Source organism: Mucilaginibacter sp. UYNi724 (assembly GCF_054057495.1).
Genome location: NZ_JBSRZI010000012.1, coordinates 105,025 through 131,634, shown reverse-complemented (window position 1 = coordinate 131,634; position 26,610 = coordinate 105,025). Strand labels below are relative to the sequence as shown.

Sequence of the window (26,610 nt, the reverse complement as noted above, 5' to 3'; positions counted from 1 at the left end):
GCTGATAATAGAGTCGCGTGGCCGAGAGGATAGGTATGGGTCTGCAAAACCTTTAACGGTAGTTCGAATCTACCCGCGACGTCCTAACTATAATAACTGACTAAACTGATTGCGATGGGCCGGGGGGCTCATCGCTTTTTTTGTTTAGGAAGCCTCTCCCCAGTCCTCTGGGAAGGAGAGGGAGGCTAAAAAAATCTTTAACCTTCTTTGCGCAGCAGAGAGGCTAGCGCACGTAGTGCCGCGGGGTGAGTAAAATGGCAAACTGGCTTATTTAATAACAATCCCACCATTCACTTGTATATTTACATATATGAGCAACCCAAACCATACCTGGCCAAAACTGGATTTTCATTACCTGAAAGATACCATTGCCACCGTACACATGTGGACGCAGATGATTGGTAAGGTGCGCCTTAAAAAAATGCCGTGGATAAACCACTCCTGGCAGGTTACGCTTTATGTAAGCGCGACAGGGTTGACCACGGGCAGTATCCCTTACGAAGGTGGGCTTTTCCAGGTTGACCTCGATTTTATTGATCATCAACTGCATATATCTACCAGCACGGGCCAAAAGGTAACATCGGCCCTGGGTGCCGAAACTATTGCCGGGTTTTACAACGAGTTGATGCTAAACCTGAAAGCAGTGGGCGTAGAGGTAGAAATTTACGCCGTGCCGAATGAACTGGAAACAGCTACCCCCTTTGCAGAAAATACCGCGCCATGTACCTATCATCCCGATGCGATGAACACCATTTGGCAGGCACTGATCCATGTGAATAATGTGTTTACCGATTTCCGGTCTGGATTTTTGGGTAAGTGCAGCCCGGTACATTTCTTTTGGGGCGCGTTCGACTTAGCGGTTACCCGTTTTAGCGGCCGCACAGCACCGAAACACCCCGGCGGCGCACCAAACATGCCCGACGATGTGATGCAGGAAGCTTACTCGCACGAGGTAAGTTCATGCGGGTTTTGGCTGGGCGGCGAGCAATTTCCGCACCCTGCGTTTTACAGCTACTGCTACCCAACTCCGGACGCCTTCAGCAAGCAGCAGGTGAGCCCGCCCGAAGCATTTTACAGCGGCGAATTAGGCGAATTTTTATTAACCTACGAAGTGGTGCAGCAATCTGCCAACCCCGAAGAAACATTGAAGAAGTTCTTGCAAAGCACGTATAATGCCGCTGCCGTTACAGGCAATTGGGATAAGGGCTTGGAGTGTAACCTGCAGGGATTGAAGGAATAATTAGCCTCTCCCCGGCCCTCTCCGAAGGAGAGGGAGTGAAGAAGAGGATAATAAAAAAAGCAGCCATTCAGACAGTTTTTTTATGCATGTTCACGGAAAATGCAAATTTATAAAATCCAAATCTGTTGATAATGAGGTTCTTGTTGAAATGTTGCAGTGTTCACGCCGCGAACATCCGGTATCTCTCTCTAACCCTTCCGTGAGAGGAATTAAAAAAACTAAAACGAAAAACTTCGCTCCTCAATTTGTGCTTTAGGCGAACTTATCTTTCGCACGCACCATGTCGTCATGCACCGCAAACCCTGCACATTGGTGGTTTTTATCGGCTCAAAAAGTTCGCCGCCTAATTCTGAGGTATATTCCAACAGGATCTGCTCGTTCACTAAAAACCGTTCGGAGCCGTCGGGCAGGGCGTACCGGCTGTTGCCAAGGTCGGTAACAAGATTTTCAATCCCAATATCAGATGCCTGGCGGGCAAACAAATAACCGCCCGGTTTTAACACCCGCCACATCGAGCGCAGCATGGCATCAAAATGGTTGCTGTCAGTAGCAAAGTGTAATACCGCGCTGCTGATCACCAGGTCAAATTCATTATCTTTAAAAGGCAGGTCTTCTGCCTGGGCCACTGAGAAGTTTTCGGCCGATACTTCAGGTGCAAGGATCTTGGCAAGATCTTGTACTTGCACAACCGCGTCGGGGTTTGGGTCGATGCCATAAACGTCGAATCCGTTTTGCAGGAAATAAATGAGGTTGCGCCCGCCGCCACAGCCCGCGTCCAGCACTTTTTTACAATCATCAAACCGCCCTTTCAGAAGCTGGTCGAAAAGGTAGATATCAATATTGCCGAATTGTTGTTGCAGGGTGTTCATAGTGTTGATGTTTATCGCAGATTACTCACCCCGACGCCGCTTCGCTGGTCGACCCTCTCTGCTGCGCAAAGAGGGTTAGAAAAGTTAGGGTGTTCACACCCCCTCTTTGCGCAGCAGGGAGGGGGCAGGGGGTGAGTCAACTTTTAGGCCCTAATGTAACAATATTGCCAACTGTTTTAATAATCAATTACTCGGCTTGCACATTATCGCATATATTTTTATTATTGTGTATCGCTAACACAATGGCGATGGTATTATCTCACAACCCAAGTACCATACCAAATTGCCTAAAATTAAAACCATACTGTTACTGCTATGCTGCTGCATGCTTGGTAGTTACGTCTCCGCGCAAAAAAAGAACGCCAACTACAAATACCATATCCGCCGCGCGGCATCGCCCATAAAAATTGATGGCTTGCTTGACGAGGCCGACTGGCTCAGCGCCGATACGGCGGGCAAATTCTTTATGGTTTTACCAATGGATACCAGCTTTGCCAAACTGCGCACGGTTGTACGCATGGCTTATGACGATGATAATTTTTACATTTCTGCAGAATGTTACATGCCCACACCAGGTTACATGGTGGAGTCGCTTAAGCGCGATTTTGGTTTCCAGAAGAACGATAACTTCATCTTTTTTATGGACCCCTTTGATGCCCGTACAGATGGCTTTAGCTTTGGCGCAAACGCAGCCGGTGCGCAATGGGACGGCACCATGTACGAGGGTGGCAAGGTTGATCTGAGCTGGGATAACAAATGGTACTCGTCAGTAAAAAATTACGATAACAAATGGGTATTTGAGGCGGCTATTCCGTTCAAAAGCATCCGTTATAAAAAAGGTATCAAGGAGTGGGGGATAAACTTTAGCCGTAACGACTTAAAGACCACTGAAAAATCGGCCTGGGCGCCTGTGCCAAGGCAGTTCCCGACGGCGGCATTGGCTTATACGGGTACCATAATTTGGGACGAAGCGCCACCCGTGGCTACCCGCAATATCTCTATCATCCCTTACGTGCTGGGTGGTGTCACTAAAGATTTTGAGAATAAGAAAGACGCGGTTTACCGCAAAGAAGTTGGTGGTGATGTAAAGATTGGACTTACCTCCTCCCTAAACCTCGACCTCACGGTTAACCCCGATTTCTCGCAGGTAGATGTAGACCAGCAGGTGATCAACCTTAACCGATATGAACTTTTCTTTCCCGAGAAACGGCAGTTCTTTTTAGAGAACGGCGACTTGTTTGCCAATTTTGGTTATGCCGATATCCGTCCGTTCTTTTCGCGCAGGGTGGGGCTTAACGCGCCCATCCGGGCAGGGGCAAGGCTTACGGGTAAAATTGATAAAGACTGGCGCATAGGCGTTATGGATATCCAGACGGGGCAATCGGGTTCGGCCAATTTACCGGGGCAAAACTTCGGGATAGTTACGCTGCAAAGGCGTGTGCTGTCGCGATCTAACATTGGTTTTATATTTGTAAATAAGGACGGCACAGGCAGCGCGCCCATGGCCGGGAGCACCGCAAACGCTTATAACCGCAACGTGGGTGCCGAGTTTAACCTGGCATCGTCAAATAACCAAATTACGGGTAAGTTGCTGGGGCTGAAATCATTTACACCAGGTGTTACGGGAAGCGATTTTGTAGCTGCCGCCAACCTGCAATACCTAAGTAAGTACTGGACATTTGCCATGCAACAGCAATATGTAGGCAAAAACTATAATGCCGAAGCGGGCTATGTGCCGCGTGTAGGTTATAATAAACTGAACCCATTAATTCAGCATAACTTTTTTCCAAAAAGCGGGGCTATACTATCGCACGGCGTACAGGCATCAGGCATCTACTTTTTTGATGAAGCCTTTAAATCGACAGATAACGAAACCATCCTGAGTTACCTCATCACGTTCCGTAACCGCAGCACGCTAACAGTATCCGGGTTGGATGATTATGTAAAATTGTTGCGCCCTTTCGACCCTACAAACACGGGTAAGCCAATGCTTGCAACAGGTTTTGAGAACCACTGGAATACCGTAGATGTGCAGTACGCCTCAAAACCGCAAAGCGTATTCACCTATCTGTTTGAGGTTGCCCGCGGCGGCTATTATGATAACGGAACCAAAACCACATTGATAGGCCAAGTAGGCTACCGCTTTCAGCCTTATGTAAATTTGATATTGAACACCTCTTATAACGACCTGCATTTGCCGGCACCATATGGCCGCAACAAGTTCTGGCTTATCGGCCCGCGGGCCGATATTACCTTTACCAACACCTTGTACTTTACCACTTTTGTGCAGTATAACGAGCAGGCTAAAAACATGAACATTAACAGCCGCTTTCAATGGCGCTACAAACCCGCGTCAGATCTGTTTATCGTATATGGCGATAACTCTATTCCGTCGCCTTTCACAGTCAAAAACCGCCAGCTAACTATCAAGTGGACTTATTGGTGGAATATATAGGAAGATGTGCAGATGTGCAGATATGCAATGCAAACCCTACTTAATTGCGAGGTAAGAAGCAATCGCATGTAAGCAAGTCCGGCATGCAGGTTGTACAATCGTCCTAAAGAGATTGCTTCGTACCTCGCAATGAAGCATGTTAAAAAATGATTTAATATATCCAATATTGATTTTAAATAAACACGTAGTATAGCATTGCCATTTTTATTACTTTTGCAGTATCAGGTACGCTTGAAACCTTCTCTTATGGTGTAACGGTAGCACTTCTGATTCTGGTTCAGACAATTGAGGTTCGAATCCTTGTGAGAGAACATAAAAGGCCTTCGCTATTCGCGGAGGCCTTTTATGTTTGAACTTTTATTGAAGTTATTAAGCGCCATCCGCCAGTTCAGGTAATTGTTGTCTTTTGCCGCCTTGCGGATAACCTGCATATAATCATCATCAAAAAAGGCGGCAAGGCTAAACATGTAGATGCCGTTTACAGGTTCAAATAAAGTTCCCGGCGCATAACCCTTTTCACCGTTTTCGGCGCGTTTCAGATCAAACGGCACCTTGCTTTTCACAAACTCAGGGTGCGTTTTTTTCCCGGTCATGTAGGGTGTCATGTAATCCACGCATTTTTTAAGGGTAGATCCATTGGCGGTTTTCCAGGTAAAATAGTTTTTACCCGTTGCCCGGTAGATGGCAACACAAGCCGACAGCAGCGGTTCGATATCATAAGTTTGGTAATGGAAAGCGTCGCGCTCCAGCAGGTCATGCGTGGTGCCATCGGGGTTTATGTTGATGTTGAGTTGATGCTCTAAGGCTTGTGTGATGGCGCTTTGGTAGCTGGTGTCGTGCACGGTATAGGCAATCAGCGTAAACATCTTTATCCGGTGCGAGTTCCAGTTATTTATCGCCGTACCCTTGTTGCCTTTTGCAGAGCCGCTGTTTAATTGGGCATCGGCCATGGCGTGCATCCAACCATCTATCAAAGTGCGGTCGGCGTGTTTAATATCGTTCCTGATAAGGTCATACGCGGTAACCATATCCTCCAACTTGGTCTCGTTGATGGGATCTTCTGTCGCATGGTTAACTTTTGCCCAGGCGGTTAAAAATTCAGTAGCCTTGTCCAGATATTTCTTTTTATTGGCGTATTTGTAAGCCAATGCCAGTGCGTAAACTTTGTTTGCATCTTCTAACGCTTTAAGGCTGGCAACCTTTTTTGGGTCGCCGGCCAGTAAGCCTTGTGATAATATGGTTTTTATCGGGTTTGGTGTTTCGTTCAACGCCTTGTCGGCTGTGGTTTGGAAAGGGTCAAATACTTTTTTGTACATGTCCTCGCTCTTAACAACCTTACACATCAATGCTATTTCCTTTTTATCGAGGCTGACAATTTGCGCCTTTGCAAAAAGCACCATCGCCATCAAGGCAAAAAAGCAAACGAACTTTTTCATAGTGACATTATAGATTAAACGCCCGTTTAATACCCAGTTCCAACCCACGCAGTTCTGCCAGGCCACGCAGGCGGCCAATGGCAGAGTAGCCGGGGTTTGTTTTTTTATCCAGGTCATCCAGCATCTTGTGCCCATGATCCGGGCGGAAAGGCATGCTAACGTCTTTACGGCCTTTAGCTATCCTTTTTTGTTGTTCTTCTAACAGGGCTTTCGTCACGGCGTACATATCTACATCACCGGCAAGGTGGTCAGCTTCGTGGAAATTGCCATCCTCATCGCGTTTAGTACTGCGCAGGTGTATAAAATGGATACGGTCGCCCAGTCGCTGTACCATACCAGGCAGGTCGTTACTTGCTATCACCCCGAAAGATCCCGTACAAAAGGTTAGTCCATTATTAGGGCTATCCACGGCCTTATAAATATCTAATATATCCTGCTCGTTACTTACCACTCGTGGCAACCCTAAAATGGGGTAAGGCGGGTCGTCCGGGTGGATGCACATCAGCACACCTGCTTCTTCCGCCGTGGGGATAACCAGTTGCAGAAAGTAGGCTAAGTTGGCTTTGAGGGTTGCCGCGTCAATTTCACCGTAACTTGCCAGCATTTGCAGGAATTGTTCGGTGGTATAACCTTCTTCAGATCCCGGTAACCCGGCTATTATATTTTTTAGCAATTGCTTTTGAGCGGGTTCGCTCAAGCCATCATAATACGTTTTTGCCTTAACCTTAACAGCCTCGGGGTAATCCTTCTCAGCGCCCGGGCGGTTCAAAATATACAAGTCGAATGCGGCGAATGCAGTGGTCTCAAACCTTAATGCTGTAGAGCCATCCGGCATAGGGTAATCCAGATCGGTACGGGTCCAGTCCAGTATCGGCATAAAGTTATAGCATACTATATTTAACCCGCATTGGCCAATATTTAGCAAGCTTTGGCGGTAGTTTTCCAGGTATTGCTGGTGATTTCCGCTACGTTTTTTAATATCTTCATGCACGGGTACACTTTCAATTACCGACCATCTCAAGCCCGCATCTTCTATCAAGTGTTTTCTTTTCAGGATCTCATCTACAGGCCAAACTTCGCCGTTAGGGATATGGTGCAGGGCGGTAACAATGCCTGTAGCGCCGGCTTGCTTGGCATCAGCTAAACTTACCGGGTCATTCGGGCCGTACCAGCGCCACGTTTGCTCTAAACTCATTTTCAGTAGATTTTTGTCAGCCTAATTTACAAAGTATATTGTTCGCTGTCGGTGTTTATAAAATCCCAACGTGCGGGGCTAAAGCCGTCAACCAGCATACCATCTTCCAGGCACACGCAGCCGTGTACAGTAAAGGGCGGCACATAATAACCATCGCCCTTGCGGATTATCTTTACGGTTTCGCCAATCGTCATTTCAAAAGCGCCGCTTTCCACATAGCTTACCTGCGAGTGTGCGTGACTGTGCAGCGTACCGCACGCACCCCTGGCGAACTTTACTTTCACCAGCATCAGCTTATCATCGTAACCCAAAACCTGCCGCTGTACACCCTCGCCAACGGTTAGCCATTCGGTGCTCTCCTCAAACTGGAACAAATTGCTTTGTATCATAATCCCTAATTCTTTAAACGGCCCGATACATTGATAACCGGCTTCCTCTCGGCCAATCTCTTCTGGCGGAGCAAGGCTTCCAGATAATAATAATCGGCATAGATAATAGGCACATCTATCTCGCTATTGGCGGGTTTGTGGCCGGTGCTGTGCAGCAGTAAAAAGCCGCGCGCGCTATCCGGTTGTGCCTGGTATTTGGTCGCGAGGCTATTCAAAATCTTATCGGCAGTGGTTTTATAAACCTTCGCGTTTTTGCTGTAAGTACTTAATTCATACAGGGCCGATGCCGCAATCGCTGCGGCGGATGCATCACGTGGCTGGTTGCCCAGTTTGGCGGCATCGTAATCCCAGTACGGTACCAGGTCGGCAGGCATTTGAGGATTACTAAAAATGTATTTAGCAATTTTCTCTGCCTGTTGCAGGTAAACCTTGTTTTTAGTTTCGCGGTAGCACATGGTATAACCGTAAAGCCCCCAAGCCTGCCCGCGCGCCCATGCCGAGCTATCCGCAAAGCCCTGTGCCGTTTGCCGGTTTAAAACCTGCCCTGTTGCCTGGTCGTAATTAATAACGTGATAGGAACTGTTATCTGCCCTGAAATGGTTTTTAAGCGTGGTATTTGCGTGTATAACGGCCACCTTATAAAAACTGGAGTCGCCGCTCAGTCTGGTGGCCTCGAACAGCAATTCGAGGTTCATCATATTATCGATGATGACCGGGAACTGCCATTGCTTTTGATGATCCCATGATTTGATGCAACCGATTGTTGGGTTAAAGCGAGTGATGAGTGATTTGGCCGCCCGGATGATATCATCTTTGTATCTCTGTTCATTTGTCAGGCGATAGGCTTTGCCCACGCTGTTATAAACCATAAAGCCCAGATCGTGTGTACCGGTGTTACTTTTTTCCTGTTCCAGTACAGCTGTAAAAGGCTCGGACTGTTCTTTCCAGAATTTATCGCCCGTGTACTCGTATAAGAACCAAAGGTTGCCCGCGAAGAAGCCGCTGCACCAGTCTTTGGGCGACACAAGGGATAGTTTGCCGTTCTCTAAAGTGCGTGGCGAGAGCAGGTTTGGCTTTGTTGTAGCCGCTTTGGTTTCCGCGGTTTGTTTGAGCAATAATTTGGTTTGATGTTCGGCAAAAAGCATTGCCTTTGCAGTATTGTTTTGTGCCGATGCGCTGATGCTTACCGCGCTTAATACTATCAGTAGGAGTAGGTGTTTTATCTTCATCTTAATTAACCACTTTAATTTTGATCACTAATTTTTTAACAACATCGTACCCCGCGACTTTAATATTAGGGCGGTGCACATCCTGCGGGAAGAAGAGGTAGAATGTACCGGGTTCAGCCGTATGAGATACTCCTCCGGCGGTATAATTAGCTGCATCTTTAGTTTCGTTGTAAGGATTTGTTACGGTTGCTTTGCTAATGTCGGTAACATCTATCCGCTCTTTACCTTTAATCACATATTGCAGGTCGATGTATTTTCGGTGCGATTCCCAGCTGGCTTTGTCCGCTTCTTTCGATGGCGCTTCGGTTACGCTGGCGTAGGCATTGTCGCCATCGATAGGGTGTTTGCCTGTGCTTAGGGTATCCAGGCTGGTTTGTTTCAGATACAGGAATACCTTGTCCCAAACCGCTTTATTATTATAGTATTGCTTGTAAAACTCGGTAGCGTTAACAGAAGGTGCTACCTCCAGCTTAAGGCCGTCTTTCCATTTACTGCTTTTAAGCCAGTTTTGGGCTGTTTTTTGGCTAACGCTTCCGTCGGCTTTGGTTTGTGCTATCGCGGTGTTTTCCATGGTGATAAAACTTATAGCAGCTATTGCCAGCTTAAATAAACGTTTATTTTTCATTTAGTATGCTAATTGGTTTGTGCCGGTAGCGGGCCGTTCCGGGGCGAAACTTTGGCTACTGCACGTCAATATTACAAGGAAATCCGTTTAAATTAATGCCCCGGGGGTACTATTTCTACGCAAACGTTATCGTTACAAGGTCGGTAAAAATTCTTCGATAACGTTATCGTAGAAATAACGGGGCGATTGCTTTTGATTGCTGCTTCATAATTGTACACTTGCCATACAATTATAGTTTAAACTTAATATTCCTTTGTTTTGAGAGTAATACACAGCGTTCATCCTGACGACTTTAAAAGTTATCAGACAGAACAGATACGCGACCGTTTTTTAATAGATAACCTGGTGCAGCCCAACCAGGTCAACTTTGTTTATACACATTATGACCGTATAATTGCAGGAGCAGCGCATCCCGTAAACCAACCGTTAAAGCTGGAAACCTACGACAACCTTAAGGCCGATTACTTTTTGGAACGCCGCGAGATGGGCGTGATCAACGTTGCGGGCAATGGTACTGTTACGGTGGACGGGCAAGTGTACAACCTGCAAAAAATGGATTGCCTGTACATAGGCAAAGGCGCAAAAGACGTAATTTTCGAAGCCGAAAATGACCAGGATCCGCCTGTTTTTTACCTTTTATCGTCACCTGCGCATGCAAATTACCCCACTGCGTTGATGACGCTTAACCAGGCAGAAAAAGTAGAAGCCGGGGCTGATGATACCGCTAATAAACGCACCATTAATAAATACATCCATACCGCGGGCATCCCAAGTTGCCAATTGGTGATGGGTTTAACTATATTGCACGAGGGTAGCATCTGGAACACTATGCCGCCCCACGTGCACGACCGCCGTATGGAAGCCTACTTTTATTTTGACATCCCCGCGGGGCAAAGGGTTTTCCATTTTATGGGCGAGGAAACACAAACAAGGCATATTGTAATTGATAATTACAGCGCCGTAATATCGCCGCCATGGAGCATGCACTCGGGCGCGGGCACAAGTAACTATAGTTTCATATGGGGTATGGGCGGCGAGAACCTGGACTATACTGATATGGACGCAGTGAAAATTGAAGACATCAGGTAACGAAACATGGATAATAATTTTTCATTAAAAGGTAAGGTAATAGTGGTAACCGGCGGCACGGGCATACTGGGCAACTCGTTCATCAACGGTATTGTTGAGGCGGGTGGCGCGGTAGGTATTTTAGGCCGCAATAAAGAAGTTGCGGAAGAACGTGCCAATGTCATTAATAAAAATGGCGGGCAAGCTATCGCTTTGGTTGCCGATGTTTTAAACGAACAAGACCTGCAAGCCGCCAAACATACCCTGCTTGATAAATTTGGGCGCCTGGATGGCCTGGTAAACGGCGCGGGCGGCAATATGCCCGAAGGTGTGCTGCAACCCGATGAGCACATCTTCAAAATGAATATAGAAGGCATGAAACGCACGCTCGACCTGAACCTTTGGGGCACACTTTTACCTACACAGGTTTTTGGAGAGGCTATTGCCAAAACGGGCAGGGGCAGTATTGTAAATATCTCGTCCATGAATTCTAAACGGGCCATTACAAAAGTGCTGGGCTACAATATGGGCAAGGCCGCGGTAGATTGCTATAACCAATGGTTCGCGGTAGAATTGGCTAACCGTTATGGCGATGCTATCCGTATGAATGCTTTGGCGCCCGGTTTCTTTTTAACCGAGCAAAACCGCGACCTGCTAACTACGCCCGATGGCGGATTTACCGAAAGGGGCGAAAAAGTTATCAGACAAACACCCTTTAAACGTTTTGGTAACCCCGATGAACTGATAGGAGCGCTGGTTTGGCTGCTAAGCGATGCGTCGGCATTTGTAACCGGCTCTATGATATGTGTTGATGGTGGGTTCTCGATATTTGGCGGGGTATAATGGATATAGCTAATTCAAATAATGGTGCTATTTTAACCTTTGGCGAATTATTGCTGAGGATAAGCCCCGATGCAAATGGCGATTGGTTAAAAACAAGTCAATTGCCTGTACACATTGGCGGCGCCGAACTTAACGTTGCCACAGCACTTGCCTTGTGGGGCATCGATACAAAATATTTTACGGCTTTGCCGGATAACGGCCTTGACAATACGTTGGTTGATTATATGGATGGCAGGGGTATTGATACCTCGGCTATTTTTAAAGGGGGCAGCAGGCTTGGCCTGTTTTACCTGACCACGGGTGCTGACATGAAACACGATGCCGTGATCTATGACCGGGCAGGCTCGGCCTTTGCGGAGTTAAAACCGGGAATGATCGACTGGGACAAAGTGTTGCAAGGTGTAAGCTGGTTTCATTTCAGCGCCATTTGCCCTGCGCTTAGCCAGCAAACTGCCGACCTTTGCGAGGAGGTGTTAAAAGCCGCTTCGCAACGGAATGTTACCATTTCCATCGACCTGAATTACCGAGCCAAACTTTGGCAATACGGCAAGCAACCGCAGCAAATTATGCCAAACCTAATAAAGTATTGCAACCTCATCATGGGCAACGTTTGGGCTGCCGAAAGTCTGTTAGGGATTGTGGTTGATACTGATATCCATAACATCGGCACAAAAGAGAATTACCTTAAAGAAGCAGCGAAAGTTTCAGAAAAAATTATGTCACAATACCCAAAATGCAGGGCGGTTGCGAATACTTTCAGGTTTGATCATCAACAGGGGATAAAATATTATACTGCACTATACCAGAATGGAGAGTTGCACCATAGCGCCGAATATGTTGCCGAACAGGTAACCGATAAGGTAGGCAGCGGCGATTGCTTTATGGCCGGATTAATTTACGGTTACCGCAAACAAATGCAACCACAGGATACACTTGAATTTGCCACCGCCGCCGCTTTCGATAAACTTTCCATCCCCGGTGATGCTACAAAAAGCACTGTGGCGCAAATAACCAAAGCCATTAAACATGACAGATAAAAAAGCCATACAGGATAGCATTATTAAGCAGGGCATTCTGCCGCTGTTTTATAACGATAGTGCCGAGGTAAGCGTTGCCATTACAAAAAAACTATATGAGGCGGGCATCCGGGTGATTGAATATACTAATCGTGGTGAGGCAGCTATCGCGAATTTTAAGGCGTTGAAAAACCTGGACCTACAGGGTTTGCTGTTAGGTATCGGTACTATAAAATCGCCACAGGAGGCCGAAGCATTTGTTGAGGCCGGGGCCGATTTCCTGATCTCGCCGTTGGTGAACCACAAAGTGGCGGCCGTAGCAAAACAGCACAAGCTGCTTTGGATACCCGGTTGTATGACCCCGACCGAGATCTACGAAGCGCAGGAACTTGGCGCCACGTTTGTAAAACTGTTCCCTGCCAATGTGCTGGGGCCGGGGTTTGTATCAGCAGTAAAAGACCTTTTCCCGGGGCTATCGATGATGCCGACGGGCGGGGTAGAGATGAACCAGGAAAACATTAGCGGCTGGTTCAAAGCAGGTGTATCAGCAGTTGGGATGGGCAGCAAACTGATCACGAAAGACATTGTAGATAACCAGGCATACGACCAATTATATACCGAAACCTTGCGGGCGCTGCAAATGGTAGCATCGGCAAGGTAAATATAAACCAATTATGAGCGATACCAAAAGAACCAACTACCGATGGGTGGTAGTTGCCCTGTTGTTTTTTGCCACTACCATTAACTACCTGGACAGGCAGGTGATCGGCTTTTTGAAGCCCACGCTTGAGAAAGAATTTAGCTGGACGGAAACCGATTACAGCCACATCGTTATGGCGTTTTCTGCAGCGTACGCGCTTGGTTTACTCGCTTTTGGTGGGATAATAGATAAAATAGGCACCAAACTGGGCTATACTATATCATTAATTGTTTGGAGTTTGGCGGCCATGCTGCATGCCATCGTAAAATCTACCCTCGGTTTTGGCGCGGTGAGGGCAGCACTTGGTTTGGGCGAAGCGGGTAATTTCCCGGCGGCTATAAAGGTTGTGGCAGAGTGGTTCCCTAAAAAGGAGCGTGCGCTGGCTACAGGCATCTTTAATTCGGGCGCTAACATTGGCGCGGTACTGGCACCGGCCATGGTACCCTGGATCTTGGGCATTTATGGCTGGCAAATGGCGTTTATCATAACCGGCGCAATAGGTTTTGTGTGGTTGTTTTTTTGGGTGATATTATACGAGATCCCGTCAAGGCACAAAAAAATAAACGCGGCCGAATTTGAGCATATCCATAGCGATATTGAAGAGCCGGCGACAGAGAACGTACCCGAAGACAAAGTAAAATGGAGCAGACTCTTTGGCATCAGGCAAACCTGGGTGTTTGTGGTGGGTAAATTCCTTACCGACCCCATGTGGTATTTCTTCCTGTTCTGGCTTCCTTCTTATTTTTCAAGCACCTTTAACCTTGATCTAAAAAAGCCATCGTTGCCTCTAATTTTGATCTATACGGCTACCACCATTGGCAGTATAGGCGGGGGCTATTTATCGTCTTGGTTTATAAAAAGGGGCATGCCCATATTTAAGGCACGTAAAACCGCCATGTTCATTTTCGCGCTTTGTGTAGTGCCCATATTTGCGGCGCGGTACGCAACCAACATCTGGCAGGCCGTAGGTTTAATTAGTCTGGCAGCCGCAGCACACCAGGCCTGGAGCGCCAATATCTTTACCACGGCTTCGGATATATTTCCGAAACGTGCCGTAAGTTCTGTAGTTGGCATCGGGGGGATGGCCGGTTCTATTGGGGGTATCGCCTTCCCGTTCTTTATCGGCTGGATCCTGGACTCGGCCAAAGCCGCGGGGAACATTACCGGAGGGTACAATATCCTGTTTATCATTTGCGCCTGTGCTTATTTGCTGGCGTGGCTTATCATGCATTTATTGTCGCCCAGATCTAAGGTTGTAAAATTGTAGCCACCTAAATTTAGGCAAACAGGTAAAGATTTTCTATATTGGTACAATGTTAAGCCGGTGCAGTGATGTTTGCTTAACATGCAACCTAATATGAATTTCAGCTCAATTACAATTAAGGATATTGCTTCGGCGCTTAACCTCTCGGTGTCTACGGTTTCAAAGGCCTTGCGGGATAGTTACGAGATAAGCGAGAATACCAAAAAAGTTGTAAACGAGTACGCCAAAGAGCATAATTACCGCCCCAATCCCATTGCCCAAAGCCTTAAACAGGGCCACAGCAAATCAATTGGTATTGTGGTTTCTACCATCGAGAACCAGTTTTTCTCCCAAGTTATAAACGGTATCGAATCTGTTGCTTACGAGGCGGGATTTAACGTCATCATCACCCAAACGCACGAGTCGTTTGATATTGAGGTAAAAAACGTTGGGCAGCTTACCCACCATTCTATAGATGGTTTGCTGATCTCATTATCGACAGAAACCAGCGACCTTGAACACCTGAAAACCCTGCACCGCCAGGGCTTGCCCATTGTGTTTTTTGACCGGATAACCGACGAGATTGACACCCATAAAGTTATTGCCGATAACTTTAAAGGAGGTTACGATGCCACCCGTCACCTGCTGGATTCGGGGTATAAAAGGATAGCGCACATTACCAGCCCGCCAAATATTTCCATTACCAAAGAGCGTTTTGCCGGGTATAAAAAAGCTTTGGAAGAAGCAGGCATTGCTATAGACGAAAGCATCATTAAATATTGCCCGCATGGCGGCCGCGATATTGGCGAGATAGAGAACGCCCTTGCCGATCTGCTTGCGGTAGACGATAAGCCCGACGCCATCTTCACTACGTCAGACAGGATAACCACCACCACCCTGTTTTTGATGAATAAACTAAAGATCAAAATTCCGCAGGAAATTGCATTGATAGGGTACACCAATACAACCCTTGCCGATGTACTGAACCCTTCGCTCAGCTCGGTTTACCAGCCCGGTTTCGAGATGGGGCAAAAGGCCACCCAAAAGCTTTTAGAACTTATTTTAGCCAAGCGCCCCGTGTACGAATTTGAAACAATTGTGCTGCCGACCCAGTTGGTAACCCGCGACTCTACCGCCCCAAAAGCAAAATAGTCCGCGGCTCATTTAAAACTCCCCCTTAGTGTTTTTAAATATTTTTGTGACGGCTCCCGCCCGAACAAGGTTACACACGCCAAATATTACGTAACTATCACGTAGCGAAAACGATGTAGTAAATAAATATGCCTAAACTACAACAAGGTTAAGCTAACAAAGGTATTTTTGGTTAGTGCAGTTATAGATATACCAATTATAAACGCTGTAAACATATTATAAGTTTTTTAGGGAAATGAAACGCAAACTGTTTGTTGTAATACTCTTCGTGTATTCAATTGTTACCGTTAAGGTGATGGGGCAAACCGTTACGCTCGATTATTACTTTAACCGGGAAACCCATGCTAACAAAACTACGCAGCCCGAACGCTACCATTATTTATGGGAAGATACCGCCAATACAGGTTTTTCTAAATGGGGCGGGATCTTCAAATCGCAGGGTGCTGTTTTAAATAGTTTAGAGGTTGCGCCAACGCTTGCAAACCTGAAAGGCACATCCGTTTATATCATTGTAGACCCTGATAGCAAAAAGGAAAATCCGTCGCCAAATTATATCCAAAAAGCAGATGCCGATAACATTGCCCAATGGGTAAAGGCTGGCGGCAAACTGGTGCTGATGGCTAACGATAGCGCCAATGTGGAGCTGCCGCACTTCAATATCCTTGCAAAAAAATTTGGCCTGCATTTTAATAACGATATGCAAAACCATGTGATTGACGATGCTCATTTTGAAGACGGCGCGATTTTAATCCGCCACAATTTCGTCTTTAAAACGGCCCGAAAAGTTTTTATGAAAGATGTTTGCAGCATAGCCCTAACCGGTACAGCAAAACCTATTTTAAAATCATCAAACGGTGCCACAATAGCAGCCATTGTAAAATATGGCAAGGGAACCGTTTTTGCCGTTGGCGACCCCTGGCTTTACAACGAATACGTAAACGGACGCCTGCCCGCAGAGTTCGATAATGACAAGGCGGCTACAGACCTTGCTACATTCCTTTTATCTCACAACCAATCTAACCAATAAACCAGTGTTAACTAAACCCCAGAAAACCAATGACGAAGAAAAGCCCAGGAAGCCAGTGATATAATTCACCGCTGATGCCATACCCCGGCAGCCTTTAAAAAAATCAGATAACCCTTATCGGAAGCAAAAATTTGCGGTGCAATACACGCAGGGGATTCCTTTTGCCAATTTTTTTGAAAACTTAATTCTTAGCATATAAATATGAAGAATAGACCTCTACAAAAAACACTAAAAAAGTACGCTGTTTTCACCACTATCTCCTTATTGGTGGTAGCCGGGAACACCTATGCGCACAGCACTAAAGCCCGCCCGGATTGGAAAGCAAGATCTGCAAAAGCGGTGATAAAAAATAACCCCGATGCAACCCAGGCTAAAATCGCAGGCACCGTTACCGACGAGCGGAACCTGCCATTGCCCGGCGTAAGCGTACGTATAAAAGGTACAACAATAGGTATCACTACAGATGCTAACGGTAAATACTCGTTAGAAGCCAACGAAGGCGCTGTATTGGTATTCACATTTATCGGTTACAACCCAAAAGAAGTAACCGTTAGTGCCGCTACCGAATACAATGTGCAATTATTGCCAAACTCGCGCGATTTAAGCGAAGTGGTGGTTATTGGCTATGGCACACGTGCTGTAAAAGATGTAACCGGCGCAATTACCAGCGTAAAGGCAGATAAATTTGAGAACGATAATCCAACCAGCGTAACCGACGTGTTGCGTGGCGCGGTACCAGGCATCTCGGTGGGGCTAAATACTTCTGCCAAAGGTGGCGGCGCCGGCGACCTGCAAATTAGGGGTAAGGCCAGCTTATCGGGTAACGTATCTCCATTGATAGTTTTGGATGGGGTGATCTTTTTTGGTGACCTTGCCGATATTAACCCAAATGACATTGACAGGGTAGATGTGCTGCGCGACCCAAGTGCTTTGGCTGTTTATGGTGCGCAATCTGCCGGTGGTGTGGTTGCCATTACCACTAAAAAAGGTAAAACAGGTGGCCCTGTGGTTAGCATTAATGCCAATACAGGTGTTGCCCAGTTGCTGCAAAACCAGAAATTTTACCAGGGCGAGGATTTCCTCCACTGGCGGTCTGATGTGCAGCGGAGTGCAAACTCATCTAAACCAGGCTATTTCTACAGCGACCCTAGAAACCTGCCATCGGGTGTAACGCTCGACCAGTTTTTATCGGGTGCTACCGGCGATCCTGTTGATATTTACCTGCAGCGCCTTGGTTTGTTCCCTAACGAGATAACAAATTACAAAGCGGGTAAAGTTACCGATTGGTCTAAACTGATCTTTAGGGATGGCGTCCGCCAGGATTACACCGCGAGTTTATCGGGCAAAACAGATAAGGTTAGCTACTACTTTTCGGGCAACTTCACCAAAAACCAAAACTTGATACAAGGTGGCGATTACAACAATACCCGTTTCCGTGTTAATCTGGAAGGAAAAGCCGCCAGCTTTTTAACCGTAGGTGTTAACGCGCAGTACGCGGTACGCGATGAAAGCCATTCCAGCAACCCATTCAATGTTTCGGGGTATGACCTTAACGAGGCCGATTGGGGGCAGATCATCCAGTCATCGCCTTATGGTGATGTTTACAAGCCAGACGGCAGCTTAACCCGTATAGCTACTGATGACAGCGGTTTAAATCAACGTAACCCGTTTTTAGGTAACCGTTACAATAGTAATGTTTACACGCAGAATGTGTTATTTACAACCCTGTTTACCAAGGTAGACCTTCCGTTTGGGTTTAAATACACGCTGAACTTTTCGCCACAATTCGAATCGTACAAAAACTTCTTCTTCAGGCCAGGCGCAAACCCTAACGAGATAGCGGTGAACGGGCTTACCGGTACAGCTTACCGCTCTATGGAGCAACGCTACAGGTATAACCTCGATAATATTTTAACCTGGAACAAAACCTTTGGTATCCACACTTTTGATGCAACATTCCTGTTAAATAAAGAAAAATACCAAACCTGGTACACCCGTACCAATAACTCGCAATTTAGCCCAAGCGATGTTTTAGGTTACCACAACATTGGCGGCGGTACATTACCTGTAGAAAGCAGCGATGACCGCATTTACAACGCCGACGCGATAATGGGGCGTATCAACTACAACCTGTTAGGTAAATATAATTTTACGTTTACTGCCCGCCGGGATGGTTTCTCGCCGTTCGGTTTAAAAAGGCCGCGCCAAAACTACCAGGATGCAGCCGTAGCGTGGACATTCAGCGAGGAAAGCTTCTTTAAAACAGATTTCTTTAAATGGCTTAACTATGGTAAACTGCGCTTTGGTTACGGTACCAACGGTAACCGTTTAGTTAGCGGTACTGCCGACCCAAGCCTTGCTTTAGCTGTTATCAGTGGTAACAAATACCCAACTGTTGGCCCGGATGGCACAGTGGTAAATAACAACAGCATCTTAATTACATCATTACAAAACAACGACCTTACCTGGGAGCGTACAACCGGCCCTAACTTAGGTTTAGATTTTGGTTTCTTCAATAATCGCCTTAGCGGCTCGATAGATGTTTACAACCGTAAAACAACCGGCCTTATCGTAAAACGCGAGTTGCTGCAATTGCAGGGCCTGGCTACCTCAAACCTGTACACCAATATTGGCGAGGTTAATAACAAGGGTATAGAGGTATTGATAGAAGGTAAGATAATCCAGAACAGGAACTTTAACTGGAGCGCTACCGGTACATTCTATTTAAACCGTAACAAGATCAAACACCTTTATGGCGAGTACAAAACAAAAGATGCTAATGGTAACGACATCACCAAAGAGAACGACGACCGTGGTAACGGCTGGTTTGTAGGCCACGATATTGATGCCGTTTGGGATTACAAGATCCAGGGGGTATGGCAAACGCCGGAACTTGACGAAGCCAAAAAATATGGTGCCGTACCGGGCGACTTTAAGTTGCAGGACATGAACGGCGACTTTAAATTTACCAACGATGATAAGGTTTTCCTGGGTTCTACAGCGCCAAGGTTCAACTGGTCGTTACGTAACGATTTCAACTTTTTTAAGCATTTCGATTTTTCGTTCATGCTGGTATCAAGCATTGGCCAGTTAAAGCAGTTTAACCAGGCAACCAATAACGCGGGCAGCGTAGGCTACGGCCGCATGAACTCGTACGTATTACCATACTGGACACCTGATAACCCTATTAATGATTACGCCCGCCTAAACTCAGGCTCATCGGGTACAACCATTAATGTATGGCGCAAAGCATCGTTTGTAAGGCTGCAAACCGTATCGTTAGGGTACACATTTGCCCCGGCTTTGATCAAACGCGTTGGCATGAGCAGCGCTAAGCTTTTCGTAAACGCTACCAACGTGGCCGTAGCATCCGACTGGCCATTGTGGGACCCACAAAACAGCGGCCCAACCCCAAGATTTTTGGCCGCAGGTATCAGTGTCACTTTTTAAGTTTAAAGGAAATTCAGATAGAACATGAAAAAGATCAATAAAAATATAATAGCCGTGTTTGCCGTAACTGCCATGCTTGCGGCCGGCGGCTGTACCAAGCGAAGCGACCTGTTTCCCGAGGCGCCATCAAAATTTACACCAGGCAATACTTTAACTAACCCGGGCGCATTCAGGGCATTGCTGCTTAATTTAAACCTGGGCATCAGGTTCGAGTTCTTCGGCGATTCGGCACCAATGCTTACCGAGTCGATATTTACGGATGCCGCAGTAGAAGGTACCACCGATAAAACCACCCCGGCGCAGGACCTAAACATCCGCATTACGCCAACCGCTAACTTAAATAGCGACGACTTTAACAAAATAGGCCGTTATTGGCAGGTTTGGTGGCAGGGTGTGCACGATGCAAACGTTATCATCACCAGAATAAATGATGTTACCTGGCCATCTGATGATGACAAGAACAAAGTTTTAGCCGGCGCTTATTTTCACCGTGCCTACCGGTATTACCGCTTAGTGCACGAGTTTGGTGATGTGCCGTTGCTACTTAAGGAAGAGACTATCGTAAACACCGCTTTCGTAAGCACGCAACGCATCGTGATCCTTAAAAAGATGAAAACCGACCTCGAATTTGCGATAACCAAACTGGTAGACAATGGCAACAAAGGCGAACCATCCAAAGGTGCTGCTGCCCACTTGCTAACCAAAATTAACCTGGCTTTAGGTTTGTTTGATGATGCCATCGCATCTGCGAACATTGCCATAAACGGCCCGTACGCCTTAATGACAAACCGCTTTGGTATTGTTGCAGGCGATGCTACCAAAAATGTTGTTTGGGACCTGCACCGCCCCGAGAATAAGGCTATCGCTTCAAACACCGAAGCACTTTACGTGGTGATAGACCGCGAAGCCTTAGAGGGCGCTACCACAAACGGCTCGCAGGTGATGCGTAACTGTGTGCCTATGTGGCATAATGGAACCATCCTTACACCGGGCGCGCTAAAACCGGGCATCTCTGATAAAATTATAGAGGAATTCCCGCTTACACTTTTGTATGGCCGTGGTATTGGCCGTATGCGCGGTACACCGTACGCTACCAAATACATCTGGACGGACAATACCGACTTACGCCATGTAAAAGGCATGTGGGCAGATATGACCGACCTGGTTTACAACCAACCGGGGCTTAAAACATCCGACCCTGCCTGGTACGGTAAAAACCTGGAGCAATATACTGCCGCAAATGTAAACCAGCGTTTCCTGAATGGTGCGAAAGATACTATCCGCGCGTGGTTTGGCTGGCCGCACTACAAAGTGTTTATAGGCTCTGGCAAAACAGCGGTCGACAAATGGTGGAGCCCGCCACGTGGTACCAATACAGATTGGTATGTGTTCCGTTTGGCAGAAACCTACCTGTTACGTGCCGAAGCTTACTGGTGGAAAGGCCAAACCGCCTTGGCAATGGCTGATATTAACAAAGTAAGGGCACGTGCAAATGCCGCATTGCTTACCGATGACAGCAAGGTAAACATAGGCACCATACTGGATGAGCGCCAACGCGAACTTTACTGGGAAGAGCCGCGTAAAACCGAGCTTACTCGTATCGCCTTCATTTTTGCCCAAACCGGTAAAGCGGCGTACAATGGTAAAACTTACCAGGTGGGCACGTTTGCTACCAATAACTTTTTTTACGACAGGATAATGGAGAAGAACGATTTCTACAAAAATCCTAATGTTACAACCAACTCCGGCAACCACTATACCATTTCGCCTTATCACGTTTTGTGGCCGATACCTCAATCAGAGATCGACCTGAACATTAACGGGCATATCAATCAAAACAAAGGTTATTCGGGTTCCGAAAATAATGTTCCCCCTTTAGATAAAATAGTTGAGTAAGTTTTAGTACAATAATTTGAGTGAACCAGGCCCGTAATTATGGGCTTGGTTTAATTTATTTACCCCGCCCTTATGAAAAAGACACTATCCATTTTATTTTGCCTGCTTGCTGTTCAATTAAGTTTTAGCAAGGTTTATAAAGTAAAGTCGCCGGACGGGTTTACAAAGGCCGCGGCTACAGTTGTACCCGGCGATGAAATAGTGATCGCAAATGGAATTTATACCAATTGGGCGGTTACCATTAACGCCAATGGAACGGCAGATAAACCGGTTATCATCCGGGCGGAGAGCAAGGATAAGGTGATATTCTCGGGTGAGGTACATCAATCAATATTTCATATTTTGGGGAGTTGCATTTTATTGAAAGGGTTAAAGTTTGAGGATTGCCAGCTATTTAAAAACCAGGGGAAAGATGTTGTGCTGATCCAGCTGAATGCCACCAAAAACTGCCGGGTAACTGATTGTTTTTTTACGAAGATCAGCGTCAATAGTCAGTTTATGCCGATAGTGGTGATCTCCGGTGATGGGGATAATAACCGGATTGACCATAGCCGGTTCATCAGCAACAAAAACAACATGGATGTGCAGGTGAGGGTTGGTAAAGCGACCATGCCGCTGCACTCGCTGGTAGATCATAACACCTTTATGAATAAGGACAGCGTTACCTGGAAAGGCAACAACGGCGGCGAGTGTGTACAAATAGGGCAGGACCCCATCCTGCTGGGTAACTGCTACGCCTATGCTACCGTTCGGGACAACCGTTTTTATCCGTTGCAACGGCGAGCCCGAGGTGGTCAGCAACAAGGCATCGGGTAATAAATACATCAATAACTACTTTGAAAATTGCCACGGCGAACTGGTAATGCGTGGCGGGCACGAATGCCTGGTTGATAGTAACCGGTTTAAGGGCGGTATTGGCGGCATCAGGGTAAACGGTACGGGGCATACCATCAGCAATAACAACTTTAAAAATCTCCCCATCGCCATCAGGCTAATGTATGGCATGGCGAAGGGTAAGATAGATACCGGCTTTTATATCGCCGCCAGTGATTGCAAGGTAAAAAACAACAGCATCAGCCATTGCAATACAGGCATACTGATAGGCGGCGCCAAAAACGCCAACTGGACGGGTAAGTTTGATACCAAACGCTATCCATCGCGCACCGTGCAGGATATTGCACCCTACAATAATGAGTTATTGAACAATATCATCGCCGATACAAAAACACCGATAGTGCAATAAATAACGGTATCACTTCATGATTTTTACCTGCGGGTTTTTAAAGTGTAACAGACAGTTATGTAATTAATGGCAAGCAACCTTTATGGTGAAAATAACCAACCATAGTTATACTTCGTCGGGGATGAATGGTATCGGTTGCGACCTGTCGAAAGGTATATAAACGCGCACCCAGGGGGCGTCATCTATCAGTTTCCATTTATGGGCGGTGCCTGTGGTATCCATTGCTATTAAAATTTCGCCTGGTTTTAAAATGAATGTTTCGCCGGGCATAGTTTCAAACTCCAGCGTGCCAGATAGGGTGATTACGTACTGGTCGGCAGGGGCGTTGTGCCAGTCGTAAAACGAATGCGGCGGGGACTCCTTAAACCTAATGGCCGATGCCTGGTTTAAAACGCCCTCGGTTATAGTGCCTGTTTGGATATGCGAGTGGCCGTCGTCGCCGGTGTATAATTTATAAGCTTTTATCATTTGTGTGCAGATGGCAGCTAAGCTAAATATTTGCGCTTAAATAAATATACAAGTATGCAGGTATTAGATACAGATGATAATATCTATAAAAACCATCTGCCAAAATGTATGTTACCGATATATGAATAATTTTTTTAGAGGAATAATAGCTGCCTGGGGCGCTAAAAAGCTGGGCGGCGGTTGCCTGTCAACCATTGTTATATTTATTGTGATATACACCTTGCTGGGCAAATGCGGTAACCAACCTGCACGCGCTTCAGTTGTGCCCGTTAAAGCACACGTGCAGGCAATAAGGTAATAAAAAAGGCAAATGAGAATAATCATTTGCCTTTTTTGTTATGCTAACTGCTTTATAAAGCGGCATCCAATGCCTGTTTAAAATCTTCTAACAGATCTTCGCGATCCTCGATACCGACAGATAGGCGGATCATCCCTTCTGGGATCCCCATTTCGGCGCGTTTATCAGCCCCAAGTTCAAAAAATATGGTTTGCGCAACGGGAATGGCCAGTGTGCGGGTATCACCAAGGTTACTGCTTTTTATCACCACCTGCAGGCGGTTCAAAAACGCGAAAATATCAACGCCATCCTTCAACGCGAAACTCATTAGCCCGCCATGGTAGCGGAAAAGTTTTTTAGAAAGTTCGTGCTGCGGGTGGTCCTTTAATCCCGGGTAGTAAACCTTATCAACCAGCGGGTGGCCCTGTAGGTATTCGGCTAAAGCACCTGCGTTGCCACAAGCACGTTCAAGTCTTAAAGCAAGGGTTTCGGCACCTACCGATATACTGTGTGCTGCTTCCGGGGCAAGTGTGCCGCCACCATCGCGCAGGCCGCGTTTACGAATTTGGGTAATGCCCTGCATATCCGGTTTTATTTGTTCGCGGATGATAGGGGCAATGCCGGGATAGTTAGCCCAATCGTATAAGCCCGTATCGGTAACGCTGCCGCCAAGCGCGTTGCCATGGCCGCCAATATATTTGGTTAACGAGTTGATCACCAATGATGCCTTAACCGTAACTGGCTGAAAGATGTATGGCGAGGTCATGGTGTTATCCACTACGTAAATATATCCTTTATCGGCACATAGGTCGCCAATGTTCGCAAGGTCGGCAATTTGGGTGGCGGGATTAGCAATGGTTTCTACCATTACCATGCAGGTATTATCCTTGCAGGCCGCTTTTACTTCATCTACTGATGTAGCATCCACAAAAGAAATATCAAGTCCAATTTCTGTAAACGTTTGCAGCACACTGCGGGTATTGCCAAACAGGTAGCTGCTTGCAACAATATGGCTGCCCTGTTTCACCAGGGCAAAAACGGTTGCCATAATAGCCGCCATCCCGGTAGCAAAACTTACAGACGCTAAGCCGCCTTCCATCATGGTTACCTTGCTTTCTAAAGCGGCGGTAGTAGGGTTGCCCTGCCTTGAATAGGCAAAGCCTTTTGCTTTATTCTGAAAAACATCCACAAGGCCCTGCACATCATCAAAACCCCAGGTAACCGCGGTATGTATGGGCTGGTGTAAAGCGCCAAATTCCGGCTTACGAAGGCGGTCGGCATGTAACAGGGTGGTTGTAAATCCTTTTTGCTTTGTCATGATGGATGGAAAAAGATAATATTTCGCAATTATAGCCATCTGAGCCTGAAAATCCAAAGCGAAAGGTTATATCGTGGCAAAAGTTGAGGGTTGAATTACAATTGCATTCTGCCCACCTTAAAAGGATTTCTTAACTTCGCGGCACATTTATACCTGCCCCATGAAAAAGTTATTGCTGCTTATACCTGTATTGTTTGTGCTTGCCTGTAAGCAAAACCCGGCCGATACGGTTGAAGGTAAAAAACTAAATAAACTGGCGCAGGATTATGTAACCCTTGGCCTTACCATTGGGCAGTACGACGGCGATTTTGTGGATGCTTACTACGGCCCCGATTCGCTTAAACCAAAAGAAATTACGGATAAAACCTTCCCGCGGGATAGCATCCTGGCTAACATTAACAGCCTGATGAACGATATTAAGGTAGTTGCTGACAGGTCGACCGTTGATTCAAATAAGATCCGCGCTAACTGGATGTACAATCAGCTGATCGCCTTCGGCCGCCGTGTTAGGATCTACGGGGGCGAATACCGTTCGTTTGACGAGGAATCGCGCGAGTTGTTTGGTGTTGCGGCGCCATCTTATGCCGAAGAATTTTTTAAGGCCGATATAGATAAACTGGATAGCATGCTGCCGGGTAATGGCAACCTTAACGACAGGTTTCAGAAACTGGCAAACAAATTTATCATCCCCAAAGATAAACTGGATGCGGTAATGAAGGCCGCCATTGCCGAAGCGCGTAAACGTACCCTTGCCCACTACAAACTGCCCGCCGGCGAAAACTTTACACTTGAGTTTGTGACCAATAAACCCTGGAACGGCTACAACTGGTACAAAGGCAAATATCAAAGTGTGGTACAAATTAACACTGACCTGAAGATATTTATTGACCGCGCCATTGACGTAGGCAGCCACGAAAGTTACCCCGGCCACCACGTGTACAATATGCTGCTGGAAAAAAACCTCTATCACGACAGGGGATGGGTGGAGGTCTCACTTTACCCGTTGTTTAGCCCGCGATCGCTTATTGCCGAGGGAAGCGCAAATTATGGCATCGAGGTTGCCTTCCCCGGCGATGATAAAGTGAAATTTGCTAAGACTACCTTGTTGCCGCTTGCCGGTTTAGATACCGCGGGGATAGATATGTATTTTAAGGCATTGGCGATAAAAGGCCGCTTAAACTATGCCCGTAACGAGGCCGCCCGCGGCTTGATAAACGAAACCATGAGCGAAAGCAAAGCGCGCAGCTACCTGAGGAAATACTGTTTGATGAATGATGAAACAGCCGATAAATCTATCAGCTTTATCAAAAAATACCGCAGCTACGTTATAAACTACAACTACGGGCAGGACCTGGTTAAAGGCTATATTGAACACAACGGCGGCACTGCAAAAGATACCGCCAAACGCTGGGAACTGTTTGGCCATTTATTAAGCAACCCGGTTAGTCCGGCAGATTTGGTGAAGAAGTAA

General features: G+C 46.6%; 23 protein-coding genes and 1 tRNA gene. 16 read left to right on the top strand and 8 right to left on the bottom strand.

Annotated elements, in window-relative coordinates; genetic code table 11:
- Positions 1-11: 11 nt before the first annotated feature.
- Positions 12-82: transfer RNA gene (locus tag ACVW0P_RS16970), tRNA-Cys, on the top strand.
- Positions 83-310: 228 nt separating this feature from the next.
- Positions 311-1,240, top strand: coding sequence for a DUF5996 family protein (locus tag ACVW0P_RS16965; RefSeq protein ID WP_457133123.1), 930 nt, complete (start codon positions 311-313; stop codon positions 1,238-1,240).
- A 218-nt stretch (positions 1,241-1,458) separates the two neighbouring features.
- On the opposite strand, the gene ACVW0P_RS16960 is transcribed toward ACVW0P_RS16965, so the two are convergent.
- Positions 1,459-2,109, bottom strand: coding sequence for a class I SAM-dependent methyltransferase (locus tag ACVW0P_RS16960; RefSeq protein ID WP_457133122.1), 651 nt, complete (start codon positions 2,107-2,109; stop codon positions 1,459-1,461).
- A 283-nt stretch (positions 2,110-2,392) separates the two neighbouring features.
- Between ACVW0P_RS16960 and ACVW0P_RS16955 the strand changes: the two genes are divergently transcribed.
- On the top strand, positions 2,393-4,564 hold the full coding sequence (locus ACVW0P_RS16955; RefSeq protein WP_457133121.1) for a DUF5916 domain-containing protein: 2,172 nt from the start codon (positions 2,393-2,395) through the stop codon (positions 4,562-4,564).
- 326 nt (positions 4,565-4,890) lie between these two features.
- On the opposite strand, the gene ACVW0P_RS16950 is transcribed toward ACVW0P_RS16955, so the two are convergent.
- The 5 genes from ACVW0P_RS16950 to ACVW0P_RS16930 are packed head-to-tail and all read right to left on the bottom strand — an operon-like array spanning position 4,891 to position 9,438.
- Entirely contained in the window at positions 4,891-6,000 is a 1,110-nt protein-coding gene (locus ACVW0P_RS16950; RefSeq protein WP_457133120.1) for an alginate lyase family protein, read from the bottom strand.
- Between the two features lie 7 nt (positions 6,001-6,007).
- On the bottom strand, positions 6,008-7,195 hold the full coding sequence (uxuA, locus tag ACVW0P_RS16945) for a mannonate dehydratase (protein ID WP_457133119.1): 1,188 nt from the start codon (positions 7,193-7,195) through the stop codon (positions 6,008-6,010).
- 26 nt (positions 7,196-7,221) lie between these two features.
- Entirely contained in the window at positions 7,222-7,584 is a 363-nt protein-coding gene (locus ACVW0P_RS16940; protein WP_457133118.1) for a cupin domain-containing protein, read from the bottom strand.
- 5 nt (positions 7,585-7,589) lie between these two features.
- Entirely contained in the window at positions 7,590-8,813 is a 1,224-nt protein-coding gene (locus ACVW0P_RS16935) for a glycoside hydrolase family 88 protein (RefSeq protein WP_457133117.1), read from the bottom strand.
- Position 8,814: 1 nt separating this feature from the next.
- Entirely contained in the window at positions 8,815-9,438 is a 624-nt protein-coding gene (locus tag ACVW0P_RS16930; protein ID WP_457133116.1) for a YhcH/YjgK/YiaL family protein, read from the bottom strand.
- 258 nt (positions 9,439-9,696) lie between these two features.
- Between ACVW0P_RS16930 and kduI the strand changes: the two genes are divergently transcribed.
- From kduI to ACVW0P_RS16875, 11 genes are all read left to right on the top strand, one after another.
- Positions 9,697-10,527 carry a 5-dehydro-4-deoxy-D-glucuronate isomerase gene (gene kduI, locus ACVW0P_RS16925; RefSeq protein WP_457133115.1) on the top strand — a complete coding sequence of 277 codons (831 nt, stop codon included), beginning with the start codon at positions 9,697-9,699 and terminating at the stop codon, positions 10,525-10,527.
- Between the two features lie 6 nt (positions 10,528-10,533).
- The gene (locus ACVW0P_RS16920) at positions 10,534-11,349 is read left to right on the top strand and encodes an SDR family oxidoreductase (RefSeq protein ID WP_457133114.1); all 816 of its coding nucleotides are present in this window, start codon (positions 10,534-10,536) and stop codon (positions 11,347-11,349) included.
- On the top strand, positions 11,349-12,386 hold the full coding sequence (locus ACVW0P_RS16915; protein ID WP_457133113.1) for a PfkB family carbohydrate kinase: 1,038 nt from the start codon (positions 11,349-11,351) through the stop codon (positions 12,384-12,386). Before ACVW0P_RS16920 ends, ACVW0P_RS16915 begins: the two co-directional genes overlap by 1 nt.
- Positions 12,376-13,026, top strand: coding sequence for a bifunctional 4-hydroxy-2-oxoglutarate aldolase/2-dehydro-3-deoxy-phosphogluconate aldolase (locus ACVW0P_RS16910; protein WP_457133112.1), 651 nt, complete (start codon positions 12,376-12,378; stop codon positions 13,024-13,026). Before ACVW0P_RS16915 ends, ACVW0P_RS16910 begins: the two co-directional genes overlap by 11 nt.
- A 13-nt stretch (positions 13,027-13,039) precedes the next feature.
- Positions 13,040-14,332, top strand: coding sequence for an MFS transporter (locus ACVW0P_RS16905; RefSeq protein ID WP_457133111.1), 1,293 nt, complete (start codon positions 13,040-13,042; stop codon positions 14,330-14,332).
- A gap of 90 nt (positions 14,333-14,422) precedes the next feature.
- Positions 14,423-15,460 (top strand): LacI family DNA-binding transcriptional regulator, encoded by a 1,038-nt coding sequence (locus tag ACVW0P_RS16900; RefSeq protein ID WP_354431577.1) that lies wholly within the window; start codon positions 14,423-14,425, stop codon positions 15,458-15,460.
- Between the two features lie 235 nt (positions 15,461-15,695).
- Positions 15,696-16,487, top strand: coding sequence for a DUF4350 domain-containing protein (locus ACVW0P_RS16895; protein WP_457133110.1), 792 nt, complete (start codon positions 15,696-15,698; stop codon positions 16,485-16,487).
- Positions 16,488-16,688: 201 nt separating this feature from the next.
- A complete protein-coding gene (locus ACVW0P_RS16890; protein WP_457133109.1) occupies positions 16,689-19,937 on the top strand; it encodes a SusC/RagA family TonB-linked outer membrane protein in 3,249 nt (1,082 codons plus the stop codon).
- Between the two features lie 24 nt (positions 19,938-19,961).
- Positions 19,962-21,833: a RagB/SusD family nutrient uptake outer membrane protein gene (locus ACVW0P_RS16885; protein ID WP_457133108.1), complete on the top strand. Its 1,872-nt coding sequence runs from the start codon at positions 19,962-19,964 to the stop codon at positions 21,831-21,833.
- Positions 21,834-21,905: 72 nt separating this feature from the next.
- Positions 21,906-22,649, top strand: coding sequence for a chondroitinase-B domain-containing protein (locus ACVW0P_RS16880; RefSeq protein WP_457133107.1), 744 nt, complete (start codon positions 21,906-21,908; stop codon positions 22,647-22,649).
- The gene (locus ACVW0P_RS16875) at positions 22,573-23,076 is read left to right on the top strand and encodes a chondroitinase-B domain-containing protein (protein WP_457133106.1); all 504 of its coding nucleotides are present in this window, start codon (positions 22,573-22,575) and stop codon (positions 23,074-23,076) included. The genes ACVW0P_RS16880 and ACVW0P_RS16875 overlap by 77 nt, the downstream gene beginning before the upstream one ends.
- 105 nt (positions 23,077-23,181) lie before the next feature.
- On the opposite strand, the gene ACVW0P_RS16870 is transcribed toward ACVW0P_RS16875, so the two are convergent.
- Positions 23,182-23,544, bottom strand: coding sequence for a hypothetical protein (locus ACVW0P_RS16870; RefSeq protein WP_457133105.1), 363 nt, complete (start codon positions 23,542-23,544; stop codon positions 23,182-23,184).
- Positions 23,545-23,665: 121 nt separating this feature from the next.
- Between ACVW0P_RS16870 and ACVW0P_RS16865 the strand changes: the two genes are divergently transcribed.
- The gene (locus tag ACVW0P_RS16865; RefSeq protein ID WP_354431571.1) at positions 23,666-23,842 is read left to right on the top strand and encodes a hypothetical protein; all 177 of its coding nucleotides are present in this window, start codon (positions 23,666-23,668) and stop codon (positions 23,840-23,842) included.
- Between the two features lie 52 nt (positions 23,843-23,894).
- On the opposite strand, the gene ACVW0P_RS16860 is transcribed toward ACVW0P_RS16865, so the two are convergent.
- Positions 23,895-25,139 carry a cystathionine gamma-synthase family protein gene (locus ACVW0P_RS16860; protein ID WP_457133104.1) on the bottom strand — a complete coding sequence of 415 codons (1,245 nt, stop codon included), beginning with the start codon at positions 25,137-25,139 and terminating at the stop codon, positions 23,895-23,897.
- Positions 25,140-25,299: 160 nt separating this feature from the next.
- Between ACVW0P_RS16860 and ACVW0P_RS16855 the strand changes: the two genes are divergently transcribed.
- Complete coding sequence (locus ACVW0P_RS16855; RefSeq protein WP_457133103.1) at positions 25,300-26,610, top strand: hypothetical protein; 1,311 nt, start codon at positions 25,300-25,302, stop codon at positions 26,608-26,610.